The 21,216-nt window shown below is 38.7% G+C and carries 12 protein-coding genes; 4 read left to right on the forward strand and 8 right to left on the reverse strand.

Annotated elements, in window-relative coordinates; translation table 11 throughout:
• Positions 1-71 precede the first annotated feature (71 nt).
• The 3 genes from BM141_RS10125 to BM141_RS10135 form a co-directional block, all read right to left on the reverse strand.
• On the reverse strand, positions 72-1,055 hold the full coding sequence (locus tag BM141_RS10125) for an acyl-ACP desaturase (RefSeq protein ID WP_091544827.1): 984 nt from the start codon (positions 1,053-1,055) through the stop codon (positions 72-74).
• 162 nt (positions 1,056-1,217) lie between these two features.
• Entirely contained in the window at positions 1,218-1,829 is a 612-nt protein-coding gene (locus BM141_RS10130) for a DUF6935 domain-containing protein (RefSeq protein ID WP_091544829.1), read from the reverse strand.
• 27 nt (positions 1,830-1,856) lie between these two features.
• Positions 1,857-3,071, reverse strand: a complete 1,215-nt coding sequence (locus BM141_RS10135; protein WP_091544831.1) for a parallel beta-helix domain-containing protein — start codon at positions 3,069-3,071, stop codon at positions 1,857-1,859.
• Between the two features lie 237 nt (positions 3,072-3,308).
• Between BM141_RS10135 and BM141_RS10140 the strand changes: the two genes are divergently transcribed.
• The gene (locus BM141_RS10140; protein WP_177217335.1) at positions 3,309-4,238 is read left to right on the forward strand and encodes a carboxypeptidase-like regulatory domain-containing protein; all 930 of its coding nucleotides are present in this window, start codon (positions 3,309-3,311) and stop codon (positions 4,236-4,238) included.
• 396 nt (positions 4,239-4,634) lie between these two features.
• Complete coding sequence (locus tag BM141_RS10145) at positions 4,635-6,881, forward strand: amino acid permease (RefSeq protein WP_091544933.1); 2,247 nt, start codon at positions 4,635-4,637, stop codon at positions 6,879-6,881.
• A gap of 54 nt (positions 6,882-6,935) precedes the next feature.
• On the opposite strand, the gene tyrS is transcribed toward BM141_RS10145, so the two are convergent.
• Entirely contained in the window at positions 6,936-8,201 is a 1,266-nt protein-coding gene (gene tyrS, locus BM141_RS10150; protein ID WP_091544835.1) for a tyrosine--tRNA ligase, read from the reverse strand.
• Between the two features lie 145 nt (positions 8,202-8,346).
• Between tyrS and BM141_RS10155 the strand changes: the two genes are divergently transcribed.
• Positions 8,347-9,555, forward strand: a complete 1,209-nt coding sequence (locus BM141_RS10155) for an acyl-CoA dehydrogenase family protein (protein ID WP_091544837.1) — start codon at positions 8,347-8,349, stop codon at positions 9,553-9,555.
• A 68-nt stretch (positions 9,556-9,623) separates the two neighbouring features.
• On the opposite strand, the gene BM141_RS10160 is transcribed toward BM141_RS10155, so the two are convergent.
• From BM141_RS10160 to BM141_RS10170, 3 genes are all read right to left on the reverse strand, one after another.
• The gene (locus BM141_RS10160; protein ID WP_091544840.1) at positions 9,624-13,124 is read right to left on the reverse strand and encodes a T9SS type A sorting domain-containing protein; all 3,501 of its coding nucleotides are present in this window, start codon (positions 13,122-13,124) and stop codon (positions 9,624-9,626) included.
• A gap of 76 nt (positions 13,125-13,200) precedes the next feature.
• Positions 13,201-14,244, reverse strand: a complete 1,044-nt coding sequence (locus BM141_RS10165) for a S66 peptidase family protein (RefSeq protein WP_091544842.1) — start codon at positions 14,242-14,244, stop codon at positions 13,201-13,203.
• Between the two features lie 3 nt (positions 14,245-14,247).
• Positions 14,248-14,865, reverse strand: coding sequence for a hypothetical protein (locus tag BM141_RS10170; RefSeq protein ID WP_091544844.1), 618 nt, complete (start codon positions 14,863-14,865; stop codon positions 14,248-14,250).
• Positions 14,866-15,213: 348 nt separating this feature from the next.
• Here BM141_RS10170 and BM141_RS10175 point away from each other — a divergent pair, with 348 nt between their 5' ends.
• Positions 15,214-19,830 (forward strand): T9SS type A sorting domain-containing protein, encoded by a 4,617-nt coding sequence (locus BM141_RS10175; protein WP_091544847.1) that lies wholly within the window; start codon positions 15,214-15,216, stop codon positions 19,828-19,830.
• Between the two features lie 54 nt (positions 19,831-19,884).
• Here the strand turns inward: BM141_RS10175 and BM141_RS10180 are convergent, their stop codons facing one another.
• Positions 19,885-21,156 (reverse strand): LVIVD repeat-containing protein, encoded by a 1,272-nt coding sequence (locus tag BM141_RS10180; RefSeq protein ID WP_091544849.1) that lies wholly within the window; start codon positions 21,154-21,156, stop codon positions 19,885-19,887.
• Positions 21,157-21,216: the final 60 nt, after the last annotated feature.

A 21,216-nucleotide genomic window follows, 5' to 3' on the forward strand; every position in this document is an offset into this window, starting at 1 on the left:
AATCAAATAAAAATTCCATTTTCTCAATGAAAATGGAATTTTTATTTTGCTAATAACCTCAAACTTAGCACCTATGCCAATATCCACCTAAATTTGTACTCCAAAGCAGGGGCTTTAATTCTTTCGGCAATTCTGCTGAGGCGGTCGGGCAGTTTCATTAGGTACTCTCTGGCTTTTTCTCCTGAGTCTTTCAAACCTGTAATGTTTTCGATATTCCAAGTTTTTATCAAAGTTTTCAAAATCTCAGCATAATCAATAGCAGTATAAACGCCAAGACGCTGTGCGGCATCAGTGAAATGCCCAAAAGTTTTTCCGATTTCTACACCTACCTCACGTAAGAAGTGTGCTGGCATGACTATCTTCTTCTTCATCATGTCCTCAAAGGCAAGCATCATTTCATTAGGGTCGACTTCAAAAATTTTCTCTATGAAGTGCATATAGGCTTTGGCGTGCCTTGCCTCGTCCCCTGCAATGATTCCACAAATCTTGCTCAGGAGCGCATCACCTTGTTTTCTTACTAACGTTCCTACTCTGCGGTGCGAAATATTGGTTGCTAACTCTTGAAAACTTGTGTAAACGAAATTACGATAAGGGTCATTTCCCGTCTGAATATCAAAACCATCAGCAATCAAATACTGAGTAGAAACTTCCATTTCTCTCATATCCACCTTTCCTGTCAAATACAAATATTTATTCAATACGTCCCCATGTCTATTTTCCTCCGCTGTCCAGTGGCGTACCCATTTTTTCCAACCACTCTCTTCGTCTGCCTGCATGATGCCCTCTACAGCAAATAGCCAAGACTCATAAGTAGGCAGTGCCTCCTCTGTGATAGTATCGCCAATCAATACAGCTATCAAATCGTAGGAAAGGTCATTAGCTCTTTCTTGGAGGCTTTTTACTTCTTCAAAAAAGTTTTCTTGGCTGGCATTGGGTAAAAAGTCAGCAGGTTGCCAATTTTCTTCTATGGGTTTGAGAAACTGATGAATTGCCTCTGAAATATACCCTTCCAAATGCTTCATTACTTCCGAACGCGTCAAATCTGAAAAGTTCATTGCTTATTGTGTATGTTTAAATGAAAGAATTATATATGCCAAAGTAATAAAAGTAGATTCGTATAAATGTAATTTTACTAATAACATATAGCTTAAATTACTTTGCAATATCGCATAGTTTTCTTTACAAAACTATTTTTAAGCAGATTAAAAATTAGCTTTTTAAAAATCTCCTTCTGCCGCGCCCTTGCTTTTTTGCTTAGGAGGACGCACACCAACCATAAGCGAGCTAAATTCTTTGGCTTTCCATATCCCTTTCTCATTCTTTACTAAGGTAATGGGTCTATCAGAATCTGCCCCAGTGCATTGGACAAAGACTTTGAGCATACCGTCCTGCTCGTTTCCACTGTAAGGATTCGTAGCACAGGCAATCTTGTAAGGTGGGGAGTTGAGCATATACCCTTTATCGGGTGAAGTTCCTTGAATATAGCTGTGAGGCACGTGTTTCTTATCATCTAACTGCTTAATAAGAAAGTTAGTAGAACTGCCAAAGTCAAAACCTTGATACCCTTTGGAGGAGGGCGAAAGTAAGGACTTATCAGAGGCAATGATGAGGCACTGCCTACCCAATTCTTGATTTTGTACGTATATAATAGAAGCTACGACAAAGACCGCCGCCCCTCCCTGAGGGGTATCTGCAATCTTGTCCCTGAGTTCAAAAAACTCCTCTATACTTTGTGGTATTTTATCAACCTCTACGACAGGAAGTGCTTTTTTCTGAGCAAACGCTGTTATACTTATCAGTACGAACAGCAAAAAAATACTTTTTTTCATGGTTTTTATGTTTTGGTGGAAAATTCATTATTTATTTGCTTTTAGCTGTTTCAATTCACAGTTATATGGAGTAATGTCTTTGGAAATATTTTTAAAATTATTTGCTGCATCTAAGTTTGCAAAAGTCTGATTCTGATTATTTTTAATACAAATCCTTGATTCTAAGGCAATTTCACCATTTTCATTTTTAGTTTTTGGGTCGACTATGCCATCATAAAAGATGTGAGGCACATCTTTACCAAACTTCAACTTGAAACGAAACATTTGCCCGAACCTTCCTTTCCCTGTGGGTCTGACGTTGGCTCTTTGATAAACGTTATCATGAATGTAAATTCCCGTAGGGTAAGGATAATAAGCCTCATCTTTGATAGGATTTTCCGTCATAAAATAGCTAATAATACCCGTACCTACAGATTTATTGTTAATAATGTCATTTTCAAAAACTTCCACATTATTAGTCGCTAAAATCAAGATTCCTGTGCCATCAGGAACTTTGGCTACGATGTTTCCTTTGGGTGCAAAGTTGGGGAGGTTATTATCATGGATTTTGTTTCTGAACACCCTGACATTTCCCCCTTTTTTCTGAATCAAATCGGGCAAATCAAAGACCAATAAACCTCCAGTATTGTGATATGCTTCATTTTCAAATACATCAGCATTGATAGAGTTTTCTATTTCTATGCCCGCTACGTTGTGGTATGCCTTAGAGTTTTTTACCACGATGTCCTTAGATTGCCCTACGTAAATCCCTGCATCAGAAGCTCCAATCGCTACACACTTATCTATCAGCACATTGGTGCATTGGACGGGGTACAAGCCATAGCCTCCGTTTTTCTTATTGGGCTTGCCTGTCCATTCTGTTTTTACCTCTCTAAAAGTAATTCCATTGACATTCTGAGTTTTAATCCCATCACCTTTGGAATCCTGAACAGTTAGCCCTTCTATGGTAATATTTTGAGCATTAGTAACTTTGATACCTTCCGCACCTTCGGTTTGTCCTTTGAAAGAAAGGATAGTTTTGTCCATGCCCTTGCCTTTGATAGTAATATTTTTCTTATCGTCTAAAGAAAGGCTTGCCGTGAGTTGGAAGTTACCTTCTTCTATTTCAATCACATCGCCATCTTTTGCCATGATGAGTTTGGTTTGGAGGCGTTTTTGAAAATCTTTTTGGGCAAAAACCTGCAAAGAAAAAATCAAAGGTAAGAAAATGAGCAGAAATGATATTTTTTGCGCTGTTTTCATAGGAGTAAAAAATTTTAAAGGTTACTTAAGAAAGTTATATCTAACAGAACTTAAATTTAAGCAATTATTTGTAAATAATTTATCTTTTGCAATTAACTTTCTCTGAGTTTCCTTTTACCATACTGCGCTATTTTTAATGCCTCTGCCATATATTCTTGAGTAAAATTTTTTAGTTTTCTCAATTTCTTAATTTTATTGCCAATCGTCATAGAAATAATTTTTGTAATTGTCTTTATCTTGTTTCAAAATGAAAAAAACAACTATCACATTAGTATTTTATTTTTTTGCCTTAGTCTATTTGCACAGCAAAGGATTATATCTGGTTATGTTATAAATGAATCTAAGGAAAGGATACCCTATGCAAGCGTTTTCATTTCTAACAAGCCTAATATTGGCACATTTACCAATGTGCAAGGTTTTTTTAGCCTTAAAGTAGATATTTCGGATACACTTTTAGTTTCTCATATTGGCTATGAAAGTATCAAAATAGCAGTAAGTGATTTTATAGGCGCAGTCTTTTTAAAAGAAAGTATGTTTCAACTTAAAGAAATTACGGTATCTACAAATAAAAAAACACGATATATCGTCCAAAAACTCGGAGCTTACTGGGAAAAACCAGATATAAATTGGTTTTTGCGTGGTAGAGATAATTATGCTTTATTAATTCCAAATAGCATCAAGCAAGAAGGGTTTATAAAAAATCTTTACTTTAAAATAAAACATGAGAGAGATAAAAAATCTAAAAAATATAAGAATAGTCAAATTCAGCTAAGAGTCCGAATTTATGCAGGCATTGATTATCAAAATAGCTCACAGATAGATTTGTTAAGGGAAAATATAATTGTAATAATGAAACAAAGCAGTACGGATATTAATATTAGCGTAGAAAAGTACAAGATTCGTTTCCCCAAAGAAGGAGTTATTATTGGAATTGATATTATGGGCTATATAGATAAAAACAATAAGCTGATAGAAGGCAGTATAGAAGAATGTCGGAAAAACATTTATATAAGGCAGACGAATAAAATTGAGAGAGAAAATAGTTTTTATAAAAACTTCAATACTACAAAATGGTATCCTATTTCAAAATTTATTAAGCCTCAAACAAATGAAATGATTATTATGAATGTAATGTTTGGAGCGGAAGTCATTTTTGAGGAGTATTGATTTTTTTAATTATAGATTTCCAACAGATGATGGGTAATGACTCCAATCGTATGATGGTATTTTATCTACCTGTTATCAATTTGATGAGAAAAGTGTTTTTTGAATAAAAATCTGTGTTTATCAGCCCAATCCGTATTATCGGTGTTCTATTTGGGAACACTGATGACACAGATTGTACCGATGAAAACGGATTTTTTTAACACATAAAATTATCATACATTTGAAAGCACCACCTGACTTAACATTAACTAAATATAAGGCTTTCTAAGCGAAAAAGTAAATTTCCTTTCTATATTTCTGCATTTTTCGTTGAGTACACTGTATATTTGTGCCTTTCTATTACATCAGTCAAATTACTTTTATTGTAATTTATTGATAAACAAATATTTAAAAGATATGCCGAATGGTTACGAAAGAAACAAGAAAAAAGGACTCGGCACTATTCCTGTGTTTTTCTTATCCCTCTCGACCTTAGTAGGAGCAGTGATGTTCTTGCGTTTTGGTTATGTAGTAGCTCATGTGGGATTACTGTCAGGTTTGGGTATGATTTTATTGGGACACTTAGCTACTATCCCTACTGCCTTAGCCCTTTCAGAAATAGCTACCAATCAAAAAGTAGAAGGAGGTGGCGAATACTTCATCATTTCGCGCTCTTTTGGGCTTATCATTGGGGCATCTATTGGTATCGTGCTTTACATGGCGCAGGCGGGTTTAGTAGCAATTTATATTGTTTCTTTTTCTCGTGCCTTAGAGCCTTTTTTTGAGTATTTACTTGCCTCAGATTTAAGTATTTATGTTACGGATTATAGAGTAGCGAGCATTCCTGCCTTTATTTTTCTTTGCATACTGATTTATTATCGCGGAAATACGATTTTGTACCAATCGCTTTTTGTCGTAGTTCCATTGCTTACGGTAGCAGGTGGGCTTTTTTTACTGAGCAAAAACAACTACCACCAGTCTTTGTCTTTGTTGGAAATGAATCAACATATTCCGCATAATCTCCGATTTTTTGATGTATTTGCTTTTTGCTTTCCTGCTTTTTGTGGTGTTACGGCGGGTTTGGGCTTTTCGGGCAACTTACGCAATCCCAAGCGTGCTATTCCCTTGGGCATCATTACCTCTGTCATCTCGGCGATGATTATTTACATTATTGTCATGGTAAAACTGCACTTAGCCGCTTCGCCTACTGAACTTGCCTCTGATAGTTTCTTGATTTATAAGTTGGCAAAGTCCAACATCATCGTTCCTATTGCTTTAGCGGCGGTTTGTATCTCATCTGCACTTGGCTCTATGCTCATGGCAGGGCGAACTTTGCAAGGCATGGCGGCGGATAGGGTATTCCCTTCGGTAAGGCTCAATAGATGGCTGGCTCGCGTCCATCGCGACCAAAATTATCTGCCTGAAACGCTCAATGCTATTATCATTACAGCCATTTTTGTACTTATTTTAGTTGTTATCAATAACTTGGATTTGCTGCTCCAAGTAGTTTCTGTTTTATTCACGCTCACTTGTGGCTCTATTTGCTTAATTTCTTTTTTAGAACACTTTGGAGCAGACCCTGCCTACCGTCCTTCGTTTCGTTCTCGCTGGTTTATTTCTTTGATAGGGGCAGTAGTTTGTATCTTTTTGGGATTCAATATCAAAGCCAATTATACCCTGCTATTTTTAGCCTTTATGGTCTTGGTGTATTTTGGCGTAAGTACCTTCCAACACAAGACGCAAGGCTTATCTGTCATTTTCCAAGGAGTTACTTTTCAAATTAGCCGCCGCTTGCAAGTTTTTTTACAAAAAGTAAAAAAAGAGCCAGAAGCAGAGCATTGGCGACCTTCTATTGTTTGCTTGTCCTCTGCCTCTTTTGAACGTACCGCTGTTTTTGATTTACTCCGTTGGTTTTCTTATCGTTATGGATTTGGTACTTATATTCACTTGATTCATGGCTATTTTTCCAAAGAAACCAATATAGAGGCAAAAGAGGCATTTAAAAGATTGGTAAATGTTTCTGAGCAAACAGAGAGTAATGTATTCATAGACACGCTGATAAGTCCTTCTTTTACCACAGCGATTGTGCAGGTGATTCAGATTCCGGGGATAGCAGGAAAAGAAAACAACGTAATTTTATTTGAGTTTTCAAAAAATAACTACGAGGAAGCAGAAGATATTGTAGATAACTTTCAGTTGGTGAAAGTGGCGGATTTTGATGTATGTGTGTTGGCGAGTTCAGAAAGGCATTTTGGCTTTAAAAATGAGATTCACGTCTGGATCACCACCAATGATTATGAAAATGCCAATTTGATGATTTTATTAGCTTATATCCTCTTGGGACACCCTGAGTGGAAAGAGGCAAGTATCAAAATTTTTGCTATATATCCCGAAGACGAGTTGGCAGAGGAAAGGCAAAATCTGATGGATTTGATTTATGCAGGTCGCCTGCCCGTTTCTGCAAATAATGTAGAGTTTCTTTCTCAAAAAGAAAGCGGAGATACTAAGCGAATCATCAACCAAAAATCTAAATATGCCGACTTGACCATAGTAGGGATAAGAACCGAACTTATCAAACACAGTGGCTCAGAGGTTTTCAAAGGCTACGATGGAGTGGGCGATGTGCTGTTTGTCAATACCCAGACGATGAAGATTTTGAGATAAAGTATTGAGAAATAACTTGCTTGAAAGGTTATTTCTCAATAATGTATTTTCCTCTTAGCCTATTTTTACCCAAAAGTAGTTCTTCTTGCCTTTTTGCACTAAAAGGTATTTACCTTTCAAGAACTCAAACTGCATACTTGTTGCTTCGCTTACTTTCTCTTTATTAATGCTTACTCCTCCTTCTTTTAACATGCGTCTGGCTTCTCCCTTAGAGGTAAAAATTTGATTTTGAGTTACTACCGAAAGAAAATCTACTATGCTGCTGGTATTTTTGTACTCACTTTGGCTAATTTCTATTTGAGGTACGCCCTCAAAAATTTCGTTTAAGATGCGCTCTTCGGTGGCATTAAAATCTGCTAATGTACCCTTAAACAGTAATTCACTTGCTTTGAGGGCTTGTTGGTAATCACTCTCTGAATGTATGCGAGTGGTCAAGTCTTTGGCTAACTCCCTCTTTACCTTGTTTTTATCTGCTTCCTTATCAAAGGCTTCGATAGTTTCTCTGTCCCATAAAGTAAAAACTCGCAGCAGTTTAGGTAAGTCGTCATCAGCTACATTGAGCCAAAACTGATAAAATTTGTATGGGCTGGTCATGTTGGCATCGAGCCATACGTTTCCTCCTTCTGACTTTCCGAATTTCTGCCCGTCGGAGCGGGTAAGCAACGGTGTAGTTAGTGCAAAAGCCTCTCCACTTTCTTTCCTGCGGATAAGTTCTGTTCCCGTAGTGATATTTCCCCACTGGTCAGAGCCACCCATCTGGAGTTTGATATTTTTATTTTTGTAAAGCCAATAAAAATCGTATCCCTGCAAAAGTTGATAGGAAAATTCAGTAAAAGAAATACCTGTTTCTAAGCGTTTTTGTACAGAGTCTTTGGAAATCATATAGTTGATAGTCAGGTGCTTGCCTACCTCTCTTAAAAACTGTAAAAAGCCAATCTCTTTGAACCAGTCATAATTATTGACCATTTCTGCCGAGTTAGCCCCACTATCAAAGTCCAAAAACTTTTCCAACTGCTTTTTTATGCAAGTTTGATTGTGTTTTAACACTTCCTCGTCTAAAAACTTGCGTTCTTCTGATTTGCCAGAGGGGTCGCCTATCATGCCTGTTGCTCCTCCCACTAAGGCAAAAGGCTTGTGTCCTGTGCGTTGGAGATGCACCAATAGCATAATTGTTGCCAAATTACCAATGTGCAGGGAACTTGCCGTAGGGTCAAATCCAATGTAACCCGCCGTCATTTCCTTGTTTAGTTGTGCCTCTGTACCGGGGGTCATGTCATGTAACATGCCTCTCCATTTCAGTTCTTCTACAAAATTTTTCATGTTGCAAATTTATAACAATGTGCTTTGGTTTTCAAAACCTCTTTATAATGTTTTTTTATAGAAAGTTGAAGGAATATGAACATGAATGTCAAAAAATGCTTAGTTTTAAGAGGCAATTTTCAAATCATCTTAACCTTCCAATTCAATGACAGGACTTTTTCTTACAGATAGGCTAAAGAGCTTACTGCCTCGTATTCAAGAATTTATACGCAAAGAGGTTGTTCCATTAGAAAAATTATTAGCAACTAAACCCTTTATTGATTTAGAAAAAGAAGAACTACTCCATTTAAGGCAAAAAGTAAAGCAAGCAAGTTTATGGGCACCACATCTACCTGAGCATGAAGGGGGTATGGGCTTATCCTTGACAGAGTTTGGACAAGTCAGCGAAGTTTTGGGCTATTCTCCTTTGGGACATTATGCGTTCAACTGTCAAGCCCCAGATATTGGTAACATGGAACTATTGCATGCTTACGCTTCTGAGGAATTAAAGAATAAATATTTAAAGCCTTTGCAAAGTGGACAAATTCGCTCTTGTTTTTCTATGACAGAACCAGAGTTTGCAGGTTCTAATCCTACGCGCATGGCGACCACTGCTACAAAAGAAGGAGGATATTATGTAATTAATGGGCATAAGTGGTTCACCTCCAGTGCTGACGGGGCAGACTTTGCCGTAGTGATGGCGATGACTGATGCAGAAAATCCGAATCCTTACCTAAGGGCAAGCGTGATAGTAGTACCTACCAATAATACAGGTTTCCAATTAGTTAGAAATATATCTATTATGGGAGAAACCGGCTCAGGACATCATAGTCATGCAGAGGTACGCTATGAGAACTGCAAAGTTCCTATTTCTCATCTCATAGGAAAAGAAGGCGAAGGATTCAAACTTGCACAAGAAAGACTCGGACCTGGACGTATCCATCACTGTATGAGGTGGATAGGAATATGCGAAAGAGTTTTTGAAATGATGTGTAGCTATGCGGCTCAGCGAGAATTGGCGGAGGGAATGCCTATAGCCAGTAAGCAAATGGTGCAGCAATGGATAGCAGAAAGTAGAGCTAACATCAATGCAGCTCGCTACATGGTGCTACATACAGCGTATGGAATAGATAAGCAAGGGGCTGCTGCGATGAGAGTGGAGATTTCTACGATTAAGTTTTTTGTAGCTAATGTATTACAACAGGTCATTGACAGAGCAATTCAGGTGCATGGCGCATTAGGGGTAACAGATGATACGCTTTTATCTTATTGGTATAGGCACGAAAGGGCAGCACGTATCTATGATGGTCCTGACGAAGTACACAAATATGTTGTCGCAAGAGAAGAACTAAAGAAGTTTGGTGTGAAGATATAAGTATTCGTGTAAGCAGCCCAAAAATAAAGCCCTGATAATGTTTTAATCAGGGCTTTATTTTTTTCTATCTACTGCTTCAACATCTTTTGGGTCATTTTATAAGTGCCTTGCGAAAGTTCTATGATGTATAAACCATTTTTTAAGTGGCTCACGTCAAAATTGTCCTCCATCACATCGCGCTTCTTTTCTATTTCGCCTGTCATTACTTTCCTGCCCAATTCGTCATAAATCACTATTTGTAAGTTTTCGGCTTGTTTGCTTAATACTTTTACTTTCAGTTCCTCTTGGACAGGATTCGGAAAAATGGTGATTTCTGCCCACTCAACAAAGTTAGTATTGGTATTGGGAACGATGTGAAGTTGGAAACGACTATTTTCTGCTCCATTATTGGCAGTAGTAGTAAAAGTATAAGGCTTGGATTGGAGGTCGTGCAAAATGCCTAATGTTTTATCTTCTAAAATCACTAAAACATTTTCTCTAAAATGAGAAACATGGGTAGCGGAAATGGTATGCTGCCCGTTTTCATAGGTCATGAAATACAAGGGAATTACTTGCCTTTGAGTAAGTGAAGGCAAGCCGTTAATGGCGATTCTTTTATCTTTATTTTTAGTATAGAAATTAGGTGCATTGTTGGAGTTAAGCATGACCTTTTCCATATCAAAGTTGGTATCTATCTCTTCGGTAGCTTTGGCATAAAAAGATATGATAGTTCCGTCAGCGATTCTACTATTTTTTAGTTCTATGCGTAAGAAACCCTCCAGTTCATTTTTCTCTTCTCTTTCCTCTGTCCTAAAAAACTGAGGATTGGAGTAACCACTTGTGGTTCTTACGGTATTGTCCATAGTCAGCGTACCGTTGGTAGTTGCTCTGACAAAAAAGCCTTGCGAGGACTGAATCTCGGCAGTCCCGCCGTTAGAGCCAACAGGTGTGCCTTGGATGTAATAATCAAAAATGCCTGTGTACTGCCCTGTCGCTATCCTTCGCCAAATGCCTGTGGTTACGATGCTACTATTTAAGCCATATAAGGTAGTCCAATTGATAGGAGAGGGGTAAGGATTACCTACTAAATTCCAGCCTGATTGTGCGGCACCGCCTCGAGTGATGGGTACGTTTACCGTTCCATTATTCAAGTATCCTCTGAAGTTCATGGTTACACCCGAATTGAGATTGGCGATGTAGCCTCTGCCAACTTCTAAGACTTCGTTGATAGCGGGACAACGCCAGCCTGCTTGGGGAGCAGCGCCTCCCTCAAAAATAGCATTATTCCCTTCTACGTATTTAAAGAAAGTAGGAAAATTAGAGGCAGTATAAAAAGGATTGAACCAATAATAAGGGTTTACCCCAACATCTAAGACCAAGTTCATAATGGGAGCAAAATCAGACACCCTTGTACCTTGCACAGGAGAGGAGAAGTAAGTATAGCCTAAGCCCACAGGTCTTGGAGCATAAGGGGTTACGTATCGTTGGACAATCACGTTCCTATTGGTATTCATAGGGTTAGTACCTAAAATGCTATAGGTATTGTTAATGAGCATGGCAGTATAGTTGGCAGTAGAAAGTAGTGCTAAGTTATTGTCTATGTAGAAATTGCCCACTGCAAGCCTAAGCAATCGCTTGACAGCAATCAGTTGCGAACTACCTACAAATAAATCGTCATTGTTATTGACAGTAAGATAGTTAAAAGTCAATCTTCCCGAAACAATGGTGTTTTTCTGCGAAAGATTGTAAGGAGGGAGATGGCAGTCATTCTCAAAAATGACAGTTTCTGTCCCTTCTCCACTGTTAAAAGTTCCACCAGAGCGTTGGAAAAGCCTTTTTACTGAAAGTTGTGCGTTGCTGTTCATAGTAAAAGTTCCCCCTTCTAAGTAAACCGCATGAGCAGCAGAGTTAGTATTCATGGTTACAGCCCCGCTACGTATAACCACGGTGAACGCGTCAGAGGGAATAGCATATTCAGTAGTGGGTAGTAGCTGTTCAGGAGTCCAGTTATCAGCTACATTCCAGTTGCCTGTACCTGCGGTGCTTGCCGTATTGCCTATGCCTCCTGTCCAAAGTCTTTGCACTTCTATCGCACCTATGTCAGGGATACAAGAGCGAATATAGCCAAAGCGGTCATCATTTACTTCTGGGGAAAGTACTGCTCCTTTCTCAGCAGCAGGGCTTTTAGGTACTATCATCACGTCCTCAGCGTAATCAAAAAGAAACTGAGGGTCTTGGTTAAAAATGCAAGTTCCTGCATCATAAGAAATGTTGGGGTGTGCCGTAGCAAAAGAAGTTTCATCTTCTTCAAAAAGGCAGTTAAACATCGAGGGAAAAATACCACCTATGTTATTGGCAGTGACGCTGTTTGGGCTTGGTACATTATCTCTATTTCCCCAAAAAAGTGTATTGTATATATCTATGGTTTCAAAAGAACCTCCTCCCGAACCTTGTACGAACATTCCCGCTCCCTGATTAGCTGTATTGCCTTTGAAAGTAATATGTTGAACTTTCGTATTATCGCATTGAAACAGCAAGATACCACCACCATTATTGGTAGCTATGTTGTCATTAAAAATCATATTCGTTAGGTTGAGATTGTTGCAATTAGAGGCAAAAATCCCCCCTCCTGCATTAGCCTCATTGTTGAGAAAAGTAGCTTTGGAAATGGTATTGCTTGGGTAAGTATCCCAGCCTGTAACGCTGTTTAAATATACTGCTCCTCCAGCCCCTGCGGTTACTTTATTATCTCTAAAAGTCAAATCCGCGTAAAAATCTGTAACTACTACGCTGGAGGCCACATAAATAGCTCCTCCTGTGGAGGTAGCCGTATTATTCCCAAAAAAGATGTTATTGGCTTTCATTTCCCCAGAGGCATAGTAAATAGCTCCCCCTGAGGTAGCTGCAATATTATTATCTAAACCAAATCCACCTATGACGGTATAGCCACTGCTCATATTAGAAAGGTAAATCAAAGAGTTGTCCGAGTACATTCCCCCGCCCAGTGAAGCATAATTATTAGCAATTCTGACAAATTCTAAATCAAAAGTGCTATTTGAAGCTAAAATACCACCACCATTGCTGTCAGTTCCCGCTCCGTCTGCTCTGCCTCTGGTGATAGTAAAGCCCCACATTTTGCCTTTGGTAGTGTTTAAAATTTGTACTACGTGGTAGCTATTGTCTGTATGTACCCCTACTGTCCCAATATCTCCACTCAAAATAGTTGTATTAGCGACAGGATTGGCTAAGGGAATTAGCCCACCTGCTACGGTCTCGAGTTCCGTGCCTAAGTACCCTCCATAGAGGTAAACTTCCTTCGTATCAATCACAAAGGATTTGCTACGGTCAGAACCGTTATCAGGTTTGTAAGTTCCTTGCTTCACGATAATCGTATCGGCAGGAGAGCCTGTATTCGCTGCATCTATGGCTTCTTGGAGCGTTTTAAAAGCAGTTGCCCACGAAGTACCCACCCCACTTGTTGCTATGGCTTCGTCCACATACAAATAACGGCAATCGAGAGGGCATTGTGCTTTTATTTGTTGATGAAGGAAAAAACAAAAAAGAATAAGGAGATAAATAAATCTACTCATATTAGTTAAAATAAAATAGTTTAATAGTCAAATAAAATAACTTTGAATCGGTAGCAATAGTTACAAAGTTTGTAGGTCATTCTACTGCCGAGTGGAGTAGTTGGATAGTGCCTTTGTCTGTATCTATCTCTGCTTCTATGCCTATGGGAATGGTAAATTGGTTTGCAATATGCCCAATCATCGTCCCTTGAAAAGCAGGAATATCCAATGGATACAAATAATCATGTAAAATCTCATCTACGGTCAGCGAGCCATAGCCTCCACTTGGTTTGCAGTTGGTGCATTTTCCAAAAACTACTCCGCTAACCTCCTGCAAAATTCCTGCTAATTTGAGTTGTGAAAACATCCTATCTACTCTATAAGGCTCTTCATTGACCTCTTCTAAAAATAAAATTTTATTTTTCCAATTGGGCAAGTATCTGCTTCCTACAATCCCTGTTAAAACAGACAGATTACCCCCTACTAATATTCCTTTTGCTTTCCCGCTTCTAATGGTTTGGATACGGTCTTCAGTTTGCACGAGGTTATCGCCTTTTCTTTCAGGATTTTGTAAAAGAGGACTTTCTTTTTCAAACAATATTTTCTTGAAATGCCCATAACTAAAGCTGTTCCATGTAGAACTTGCCACAGGGGCATGAAAAGTAACTAAGTCCGTTTGCGAGTAAATAGCTAATAACAAAGCGGTTATATCACTATACCCTGCAATGATTTTTGGGGTTTTCTTAATTAGATTGTAGTCCAATAGGTCTAAGATTCTTGCACAGCCAGAACCTCCTCTAATGGCAATGATAGCTTTTACTGTATCATCGGCAAAAAATTCATTGATTTCTGAGGCTCTTTCTTTATCCGTACCTGCCAGATGCCCATAGCGGGCTTTAAGAAAACGACTTGGTTTTACTTTTAAACCCATAGCTTCTAAGGCTTCGGTGGCTAATTGGAAAGGGAGAGATTCATAAATAGCACCAGCAGGGCTAATCAACCCCACTGTGTCGCCTTCTTGGAGGGCTTTGGGCTTCATAGGTTTATTTTTATCAAAGGAAAAATTCATAGAAACAAAGGGCATAGCCAAACCTGCTATGCTTGCTAACTTTACAAAGTTCCTTCTTGAAACAGAAGTCATTTTTTAATATTTCCTATTAAAAATTTCAGACATAATAAATGCCTGTTGGATTGATTGAGGATTGTTAAGCATATTCAAAATAGAGGCATTAGACTGATTTTGTTTGCTTTCATATTCTTTAAATTTGCCTTCGCTATGCTCTATTTCAAATTTAGGACCTTCCTGAACACGGACTTCTGTTACTCTGGGCGATTCTCTTTTGGTTTTAGAGGCGACTCTGTCAATCTGTGAATATTCTGTGTATTTATCACTGACCAAAGATTTTTGGGTTTTCTCAGGCAAATCTTTTCTTTTTTGCTTGACTTGTTGCTTTTGATTCTCGTCTGTATCTATATTGATTTCTCTTTCTTGAAGCATTTTCCTAAGTTGGGCAGGACGCACTTTTACCATTTCTTGTGGTGGGAGGTTGAGCGTTTGATTGGAATTATCGTACTCAAACTTTTTTAAAATATCCTCGAAAGTAACTGTTTTCTCTTTTACTTCTTCTATGCGTGGTATATGTCCCACAGGTGAATTTAAGTCTTGTGGGCTTCTTTTGGTATTTGTATTGGGTTTTGACCTAAATAGGTAGTAAAGTATAGCTACTACAATGGCAAAAACTATTTTTAAAAATTCTTCCATGATGCTAAAAGTTAATCGATGATAATTTAAAGAGATGATGCTTTAAAATAATACTTTAAAGTTAGTAGATAAGTTACACAAAAACAAAAAAAGGAGAATATTTGGATATTACTTTTAAGATATTTAGCTTTGAACGGATAGAGTTGTATCACTGTCTTTCTTGCCTCAAAGTGTTCATACATCTTTGATTATAAACACTTTTCTTTAAAACTTACTTTTAAAGTCCAAACCTTATTATTTAGTTATTTTATTCATTATCCTTTTAGAAAATCTGTAAGTTTTCATTCTAATAAATGTTTACTTATACTTCTATTATTGTTTATATCTCAATAACCTAAATACTTACAAATGAAAAAGTTAATCTTTTCCTCATTGCTTTTACTTATTAGTTGCTGGGCTTTGGCACAGTTCAATGTAAACATCTCCGCTGGAGCAACGGCAAATGTAACCATTACTAATGCTGGCACAGTACGCACCTTTACAGCAAACGCTGTAGGGGCTAATGTGCAGATTGCAGACATCATTGCTGCCTACACTGGCGGAGTTACCGAAGTACGTATCCTTACGGGTACTACCGGTGGAAGTGAAAATGGCAACATCACACTTTCAAATGCGATAGATTATAACGGTATAGGGCTGGGAAAAACCTTGACTTTGATTGCTCATAGCAACATTTCTATTATTAACCCAATTACAGATGGAATGGTGGGTGGAGATTTGCTCAACTTAAATCTGACAGGGAACGGCACTTTACCCACAGGAACAAATGCAGGGGTGCGTATAACCACTACCGTCATCACTAATGGAGGAAATATCACTATTGTAGGTACGCAGAGTGCCCCAGGAGCGAAGGGAGTAGATATTCCAAGCGGGACTATCCTCACGGGTGGAGGTTTTCTGAACATTACAGGTACTGCTAATGGGGTTAATGCAGGCGTAAATACTTGTGATGGCATAGATATACAATCAACAAGTACCAACACCAACGGGGGGGCTATCGTACTTAATGGAACTTCCTCTAACATCAATGGCAACAATGGCGTACAAATAGACTCGCCTCTGAACAGTGGTACTGGTGCTATTTCTATTACAGGAGTAAGCAACGGAAATGCTACAGGGGTAGTAAATACCTTAGGGAGTATTACCACTACGAGCGGGAGTGTAACTATTACAGGGACGGCAAACAGTACACTTTTGACTGCGGTACCTCAAGTATTTGCCTCAGGGGTTTCTATAGTCCAGCCTATTACGACAGGTTCAGGAAATATCAATATTGTAGGAACAAGTGCAGCAAACGCGCCTGCCTTTTTTAATGCAACTGCTATCGGTAATGGAACGGTAACTTCTGCCTCAGGAAATATTACTATCCAAGGTACAAATACTAACAACAATGTAGCGGCTACATTGGCTTTAGGAATAAGGATTCTTCAGGCGATTACTACTACTTCAGGAAAGCTAACTTTTACAGCACAAACCAATGCAAATGCCTCTGCCTTTTCTCTTGGTTTTGTTACTGCACCCATAGCGAGTAGTGGGAGTATTACTTCAACGAGTGGAGAATTAACAATTGTTGGTAAAGCTAACAATACCTCTGGGGGGCGAGGTGTATTAACGGAAAGACCTATCAATGTAGGGGCTGGTAAAATCACTATCACAGGAGAAAATAGCGGAAATGCAGAGGCAGTACTCATTACAAGTACGCTCACTTCTTCTAATGATATTACATTGAACGGTCTTGCCAAGTTGGTTGGAGGCATTTTTTTTAATGATGCCATCCTTATAGGAGCTACTGCTAATGTTTTTTCTACAGGAGGGAAAATTACGCTTAATGGAGAATGTTTAGGCAGTGGCTCCGGCGTTACTAATTTCTCCTCAATTTCAAATACTACAGGTGATATTATTATTAATGGAATTACAAGAGGAACAAATAATTTTGGTAGAGGGATTACTATGGTTGCTCCCTTGGTTACTACTACAGGAAAAATCTCACTTACAGGCTATTCTGATAATTTTTTTCCCGGTATTGCTACCTTTGCTGCTATTACTACATCTGGCGGAGATGTAACTTTAGATGGGAAAGCCACCAATCCAACAGTTACAGGTGGAGCCTTGCCCTTTGGTACAGAAATCCAACAGCCTATCAATACAGGTGCAGGCAAGATTACCATTAAAGGAGAAAATAACGCAGGAGTACCTGCCTGTATTATTTGGCAAAGTGCCAGTTTGACTACTACAAGTGGTAACATAGAAATCACTGGCTTTGCAAAAAGCATCTCAGGGATAGGTAGGGCAGTAGATATTCGAGTGCCTATTACTACAGGCTCAGGGAACGTAAGTATCATAGGGGAGAGTGATAGTGATTACCCGGGTAGCAGTTTGTTTAGTAGTATTACCTCTACAAGTGGTTCTTTTTTTCTTAAAGGAATAAATAAAAATACTACTACCAATTCTACTGTGGCGTATGGTATAGAGTTTTTTTCAAGTATTACTACTGGAGGGAATGGTTCTATTACTATTCAAGGGGAAAACAATGCTAATGCAAGTGCTGTATATAGTTTATCATCTGCATCAATTTCTACAGTTAATGGGAATATTCATGTTAAAGGACTAAATAAAAACGTAAGCAATACCAATTTTCTCAGTTTTGGTGTATTGATTGGTGGCAATGTCAATATTACAGGTTCAGGGAGTATCGTCTTAGAGGGAGAGAACAGCTCTAATATTGCAGCCATACGTGTTACAGGTGCCACGCCTATAGCCACTAATACAGGCAATATCCTTATCAAAGGAAAAAATAATAATACAGCTGCGAGTGGAGCGATAGGCGTTGGAATATCCCAACCCTTACAGTCTGCACTTGGTAGTATCTCTATTGAGGGCGAAAGTAATAGCCCTGGTACTTCAATAGGTATTACCAGCCCTATCAGCACTACCATAGGCAATATCCTCATCAAAGGACAAGCAAAGAATACAACTACCATGAATGGAAGTGGAATAATCATAGCCTCCCCTATCAGCAGTACACAAGGCAATATCACTATTGAGGGAGAAATCAATGCTGGTAACACTGCAAGTGCTATTGAAACATTTATAGGAGGTACAGGATCTATTATAAGTACAAGTGGTAACATATTTTTAAAAGGTATTGCCAAAGGTACAGGACGAAAAGGTATTACGATTAGTAAAAATATTACCTCGCAGACTGGTAAAATTACACTGATGGGAGAAAGCGAAGGGGCAGGTGGCTCTGATAGCTGGGGGATTAACTTACTATCTGATGGTACACAAGCTATCGCTACCACAGGAAATGGAGGAGATATTACTTTAAATGGCATTGTAAAAAATGCTGACGGGGGTAAAGGTGTAGCGCTAATGAATATGCCTATTACTACGACTACAGGAAAAATTAATATTACAGGCGAAACCGCAGGGCAAGCTGATGCCGTGCATATAGATTTTAATAGTGGCTTAGTAAGTACAGGGGGAGATATTTCCATTGATGGCAAATGTACCAATCCTATCTCAGGAGCAGGGGTGAGAGCCAACGGGGCTATCAATGCAGGTTCAGGAAAAATTACGATTATTGGAGAAAATAATGCCGATAACATTGAGGCAGTCAGAGTTGCTAATGCTCTGAATAATACCAATGCGGACATCAGCATCAGTGGGAGAGCCAAAAACCCTAATAATACCGTAGCAGGAGTAAGAATTACCGCACCTATTAACGCCTCTCGCCATCTCAATATCATAGGAGCATCACCTAACAATGGAATTTTGTCTTTACAACGCTTACAAGCAGTCGGAAATATCAATTTATTGACGGAGAGAGGTGGCTTGCGAGTGGAAGATGTGATTCAGTCCATTGCTGGCGGTAGCATAGATATTTGCGTAGCAGTAGGTGGAAATTTAGCTGTTACAGGGGTAGCAGGGGGCTTGAGTATCAGTACTACCAACAACGCCAACATCAATATCACCAATGGAACAGGCACATTATCGGTAGGAAACCCTATGGCAAATGTCAGAGGTTTGATTGCTAATGGTGGAAATATAGTTCCTGAAGGTGTTTATCCTAACACTATTTTTGGCAACATTCGCATCAAAGGAAGCGTAGGTATTCAAACTTTTAATCCTTTATTCACTACAAATCTGAATGGATTTACTTTTATCCTCAACCTTGATGCTTGCGTTCCTATGGTGAAGTGGGCGAGTACCTTAACAACTGCCAACTTTGATATTGCGAATTTCCCTACGGGAACAAGTATTCGCTCAGTAAGTAGGCTAAATGATACACAAGTCCGAATAGTCATGAATTTTACAGGTGATGACATAGACTTTGATTTCCCTCTCGCCCAACTTATCGCCAAGGCAAGTGCCTTTACACCTCTAAGTAACGATGTAGCTTTTGCTACTCCAGTGAGAGCAAGTCAAATTTTAGCCCCTGTTATCAGAGGAAGAGCAGGAAGCCAAAGCATTAGGTTAGAATGGGCAAGTGTAACAGGTGCAGTGAATTACGAAGTGTATAGCCTTACCGCAGGGCAAGCCCAGCAACTCATAGGTACGACAAGCGATACCGTTTTCACTGTTACAGGGTTGCGAAATGCTACTACTTACTTTTTTAAAGTCATCGCTGTAAGTAAAAATGGTTTTAAAAGTGATTTTTCTAACACAGTTGAACTTCGCCCTTCTATTATCCTTGGTACAGATGAAGAAACAGAAAATCGTATTTTTAAGGTTTATCCCAACCCAAGTAACGGGAACTTCTATCTACAAGCCAATGAGTTGAAAGGTAAAAACGCAACTCTTACCATTACTGATTTGAGCGGGAGAGTAATTTATCAGCGCAATTGGCAGATAGTGGGAAGTATGGAAAGCCAAGTAGAACTAAATCTGGCAGAAGGAATCTATCTCTTGCAACTTGATACAGAAAAAGAAAACTTTAAGCGAAAGTTATTGATAGAAAGATAAAAAATAGCAAGACCTATAAGTTTCCATTGCTTATAGGTCTTGTTTTATTATTTTTTAAAACTCGCCAATTACATCTATTTCACTCAACTGGACTAAACTTCTGGGATTATTGTAGTCGTATTGAGTAATTTTATTAGAGCCTACCATCATCAAGATTTTGCGGTTTTGGTCTGGAATCACATCGTATGTATTGATATTCCTGAAATGTGAAATCATATTGCTGTCTATTCTTCCTACATCTCTGGCATCATAGACTTTCAAACCATCGCGACCATCGCAGATAAATAACAGTCCATTGTCAATCCCTAAACCATGTGGATTGGTCATGCGGTAAGTTTTTAACTTTCTTGGAAAAGAAGGATTAGCAATATCAATTACATCAAGTTGATTTACCCCGCCTGCACAATCTGTACCATCTCTGAGCGTTACAAAGGCATAGTTTCCTTCCACTACTACTGGGTCGCAACTACGAGTGTGTGCATAAACTCCTAAACGTCTTGGATAGAGTGGGTCAGTGATGTCGTAGATATACATTCCTGATTGTGAGCCTATGAATAACTTATTATCGCTTGGGAAAATGGTTTCTATGTCTGTGCCTACGTTTACTTTTTGTCCTACTAATCTTGGATTTTTCACTTCCGAAATATCAAATATTTGCAAATCAAAAGCATCTATAGCGTAAAGGTAATTCCCTACGATAGTAAAGCAAGCCATAGAACCTCCTTTGCTTGTACCTCCTGTGGAGACAGAATTGGGTTGGTTGAGGCTCATAGCCAGAGGGCTGTTGATGCCTGTAGTGCCTGCTCCCATCATATTAGTATTTCTCATATTCAACATATTGTTCAGTGCGCGACCAGTAGAGGTATTATTTCCACCAAAAATCATGGGAACGAAAGAAAACATATTTTCCCCTGTACGCCATGCTATCATTTCTTGGTTGCCGTTGGTACTCCATTGGCTACTGCGGTTGCGGTGGTTAAATACATTAGAAATACGAGCCAATTCTTTAACATTTTTCAAGTCGCTGATGTCTATAGCCACCAAGTCGCGATTATTATTAGCAAACATCACCGTTCCTCTCACTGCCAAGTCCACATTCCCAGGTATTTGAACGAAACCTACTTTGCGGGGTGTTTTAGGATTATAGTTATTGATGACTACTACCCCTTCATTGACCACATTCACGTATAGAAAACCTTGGTCGTACCAAATCTTACCTGCTTGACCGATAGGATTTTGAGCAAAAGTAGAAGCATACATACTGCATAATAATACAGTAAGGGCAAAAATACATTTGGATAAAAATGATTGCATTCGCTTGTTCATAGTATCTTAAAGTTTAAGTAAAGCCTATATTAGATTTTAAAATATTTACGGATTAAATTT

It is taken from the genome of Thermoflexibacter ruber, from assembly GCF_900113045.1.
GTDB lineage: Bacteria > Bacteroidota > Bacteroidia > Cytophagales > Thermoflexibacteraceae > Thermoflexibacter > Thermoflexibacter ruber.

What these genes read in the sequence shown, in the direction of transcription:
- BM141_RS10165 (WP_091544842.1), bottom strand. Translation starts at nt 14,244, where the DNA reads ATGACTTCTGTTTCAAGAAGGAACTTTGTAAAGTTAGCAAGCATAGCA.
- BM141_RS10135 (WP_091544831.1), bottom strand. Translation starts at nt 3,071, where the DNA reads ATGAAAACAGCGCAAAAAATATCATTTCTGCTCATTTTCTTACCTTTG.
- BM141_RS10170 (WP_091544844.1), bottom strand. Translation starts at nt 14,865, where the DNA reads ATGGAAGAATTTTTAAAAATAGTTTTTGCCATTGTAGTAGCTATACTT.
- BM141_RS10180 (WP_091544849.1), bottom strand. Translation starts at nt 21,156, where the DNA reads ATGAACAAGCGAATGCAATCATTTTTATCCAAATGTATTTTTGCCCTT.
- BM141_RS10155 (WP_091544837.1), top strand. Translation starts at nt 8,347, where the DNA reads ATGACAGGACTTTTTCTTACAGATAGGCTAAAGAGCTTACTGCCTCGT.
- BM141_RS10160 (WP_091544840.1), bottom strand. Translation starts at nt 13,124, where the DNA reads ATGAGTAGATTTATTTATCTCCTTATTCTTTTTTGTTTTTTCCTTCAT.
- BM141_RS10145 (WP_091544933.1), top strand. Translation starts at nt 4,635, where the DNA reads ATGCCGAATGGTTACGAAAGAAACAAGAAAAAAGGACTCGGCACTATT.
- tyrS (WP_091544835.1), bottom strand. Translation starts at nt 8,201, where the DNA reads ATGAAAAATTTTGTAGAAGAACTGAAATGGAGAGGCATGTTACATGAC.
- BM141_RS10125 (WP_091544827.1), bottom strand. Translation starts at nt 1,055, where the DNA reads ATGAACTTTTCAGATTTGACGCGTTCGGAAGTAATGAAGCATTTGGAA.
- BM141_RS10130 (WP_091544829.1), bottom strand. Translation starts at nt 1,829, where the DNA reads ATGAAAAAAAGTATTTTTTTGCTGTTCGTACTGATAAGTATAACAGCG.
- BM141_RS10175 (WP_091544847.1), top strand. Translation starts at nt 15,214, where the DNA reads ATGAAAAAGTTAATCTTTTCCTCATTGCTTTTACTTATTAGTTGCTGG.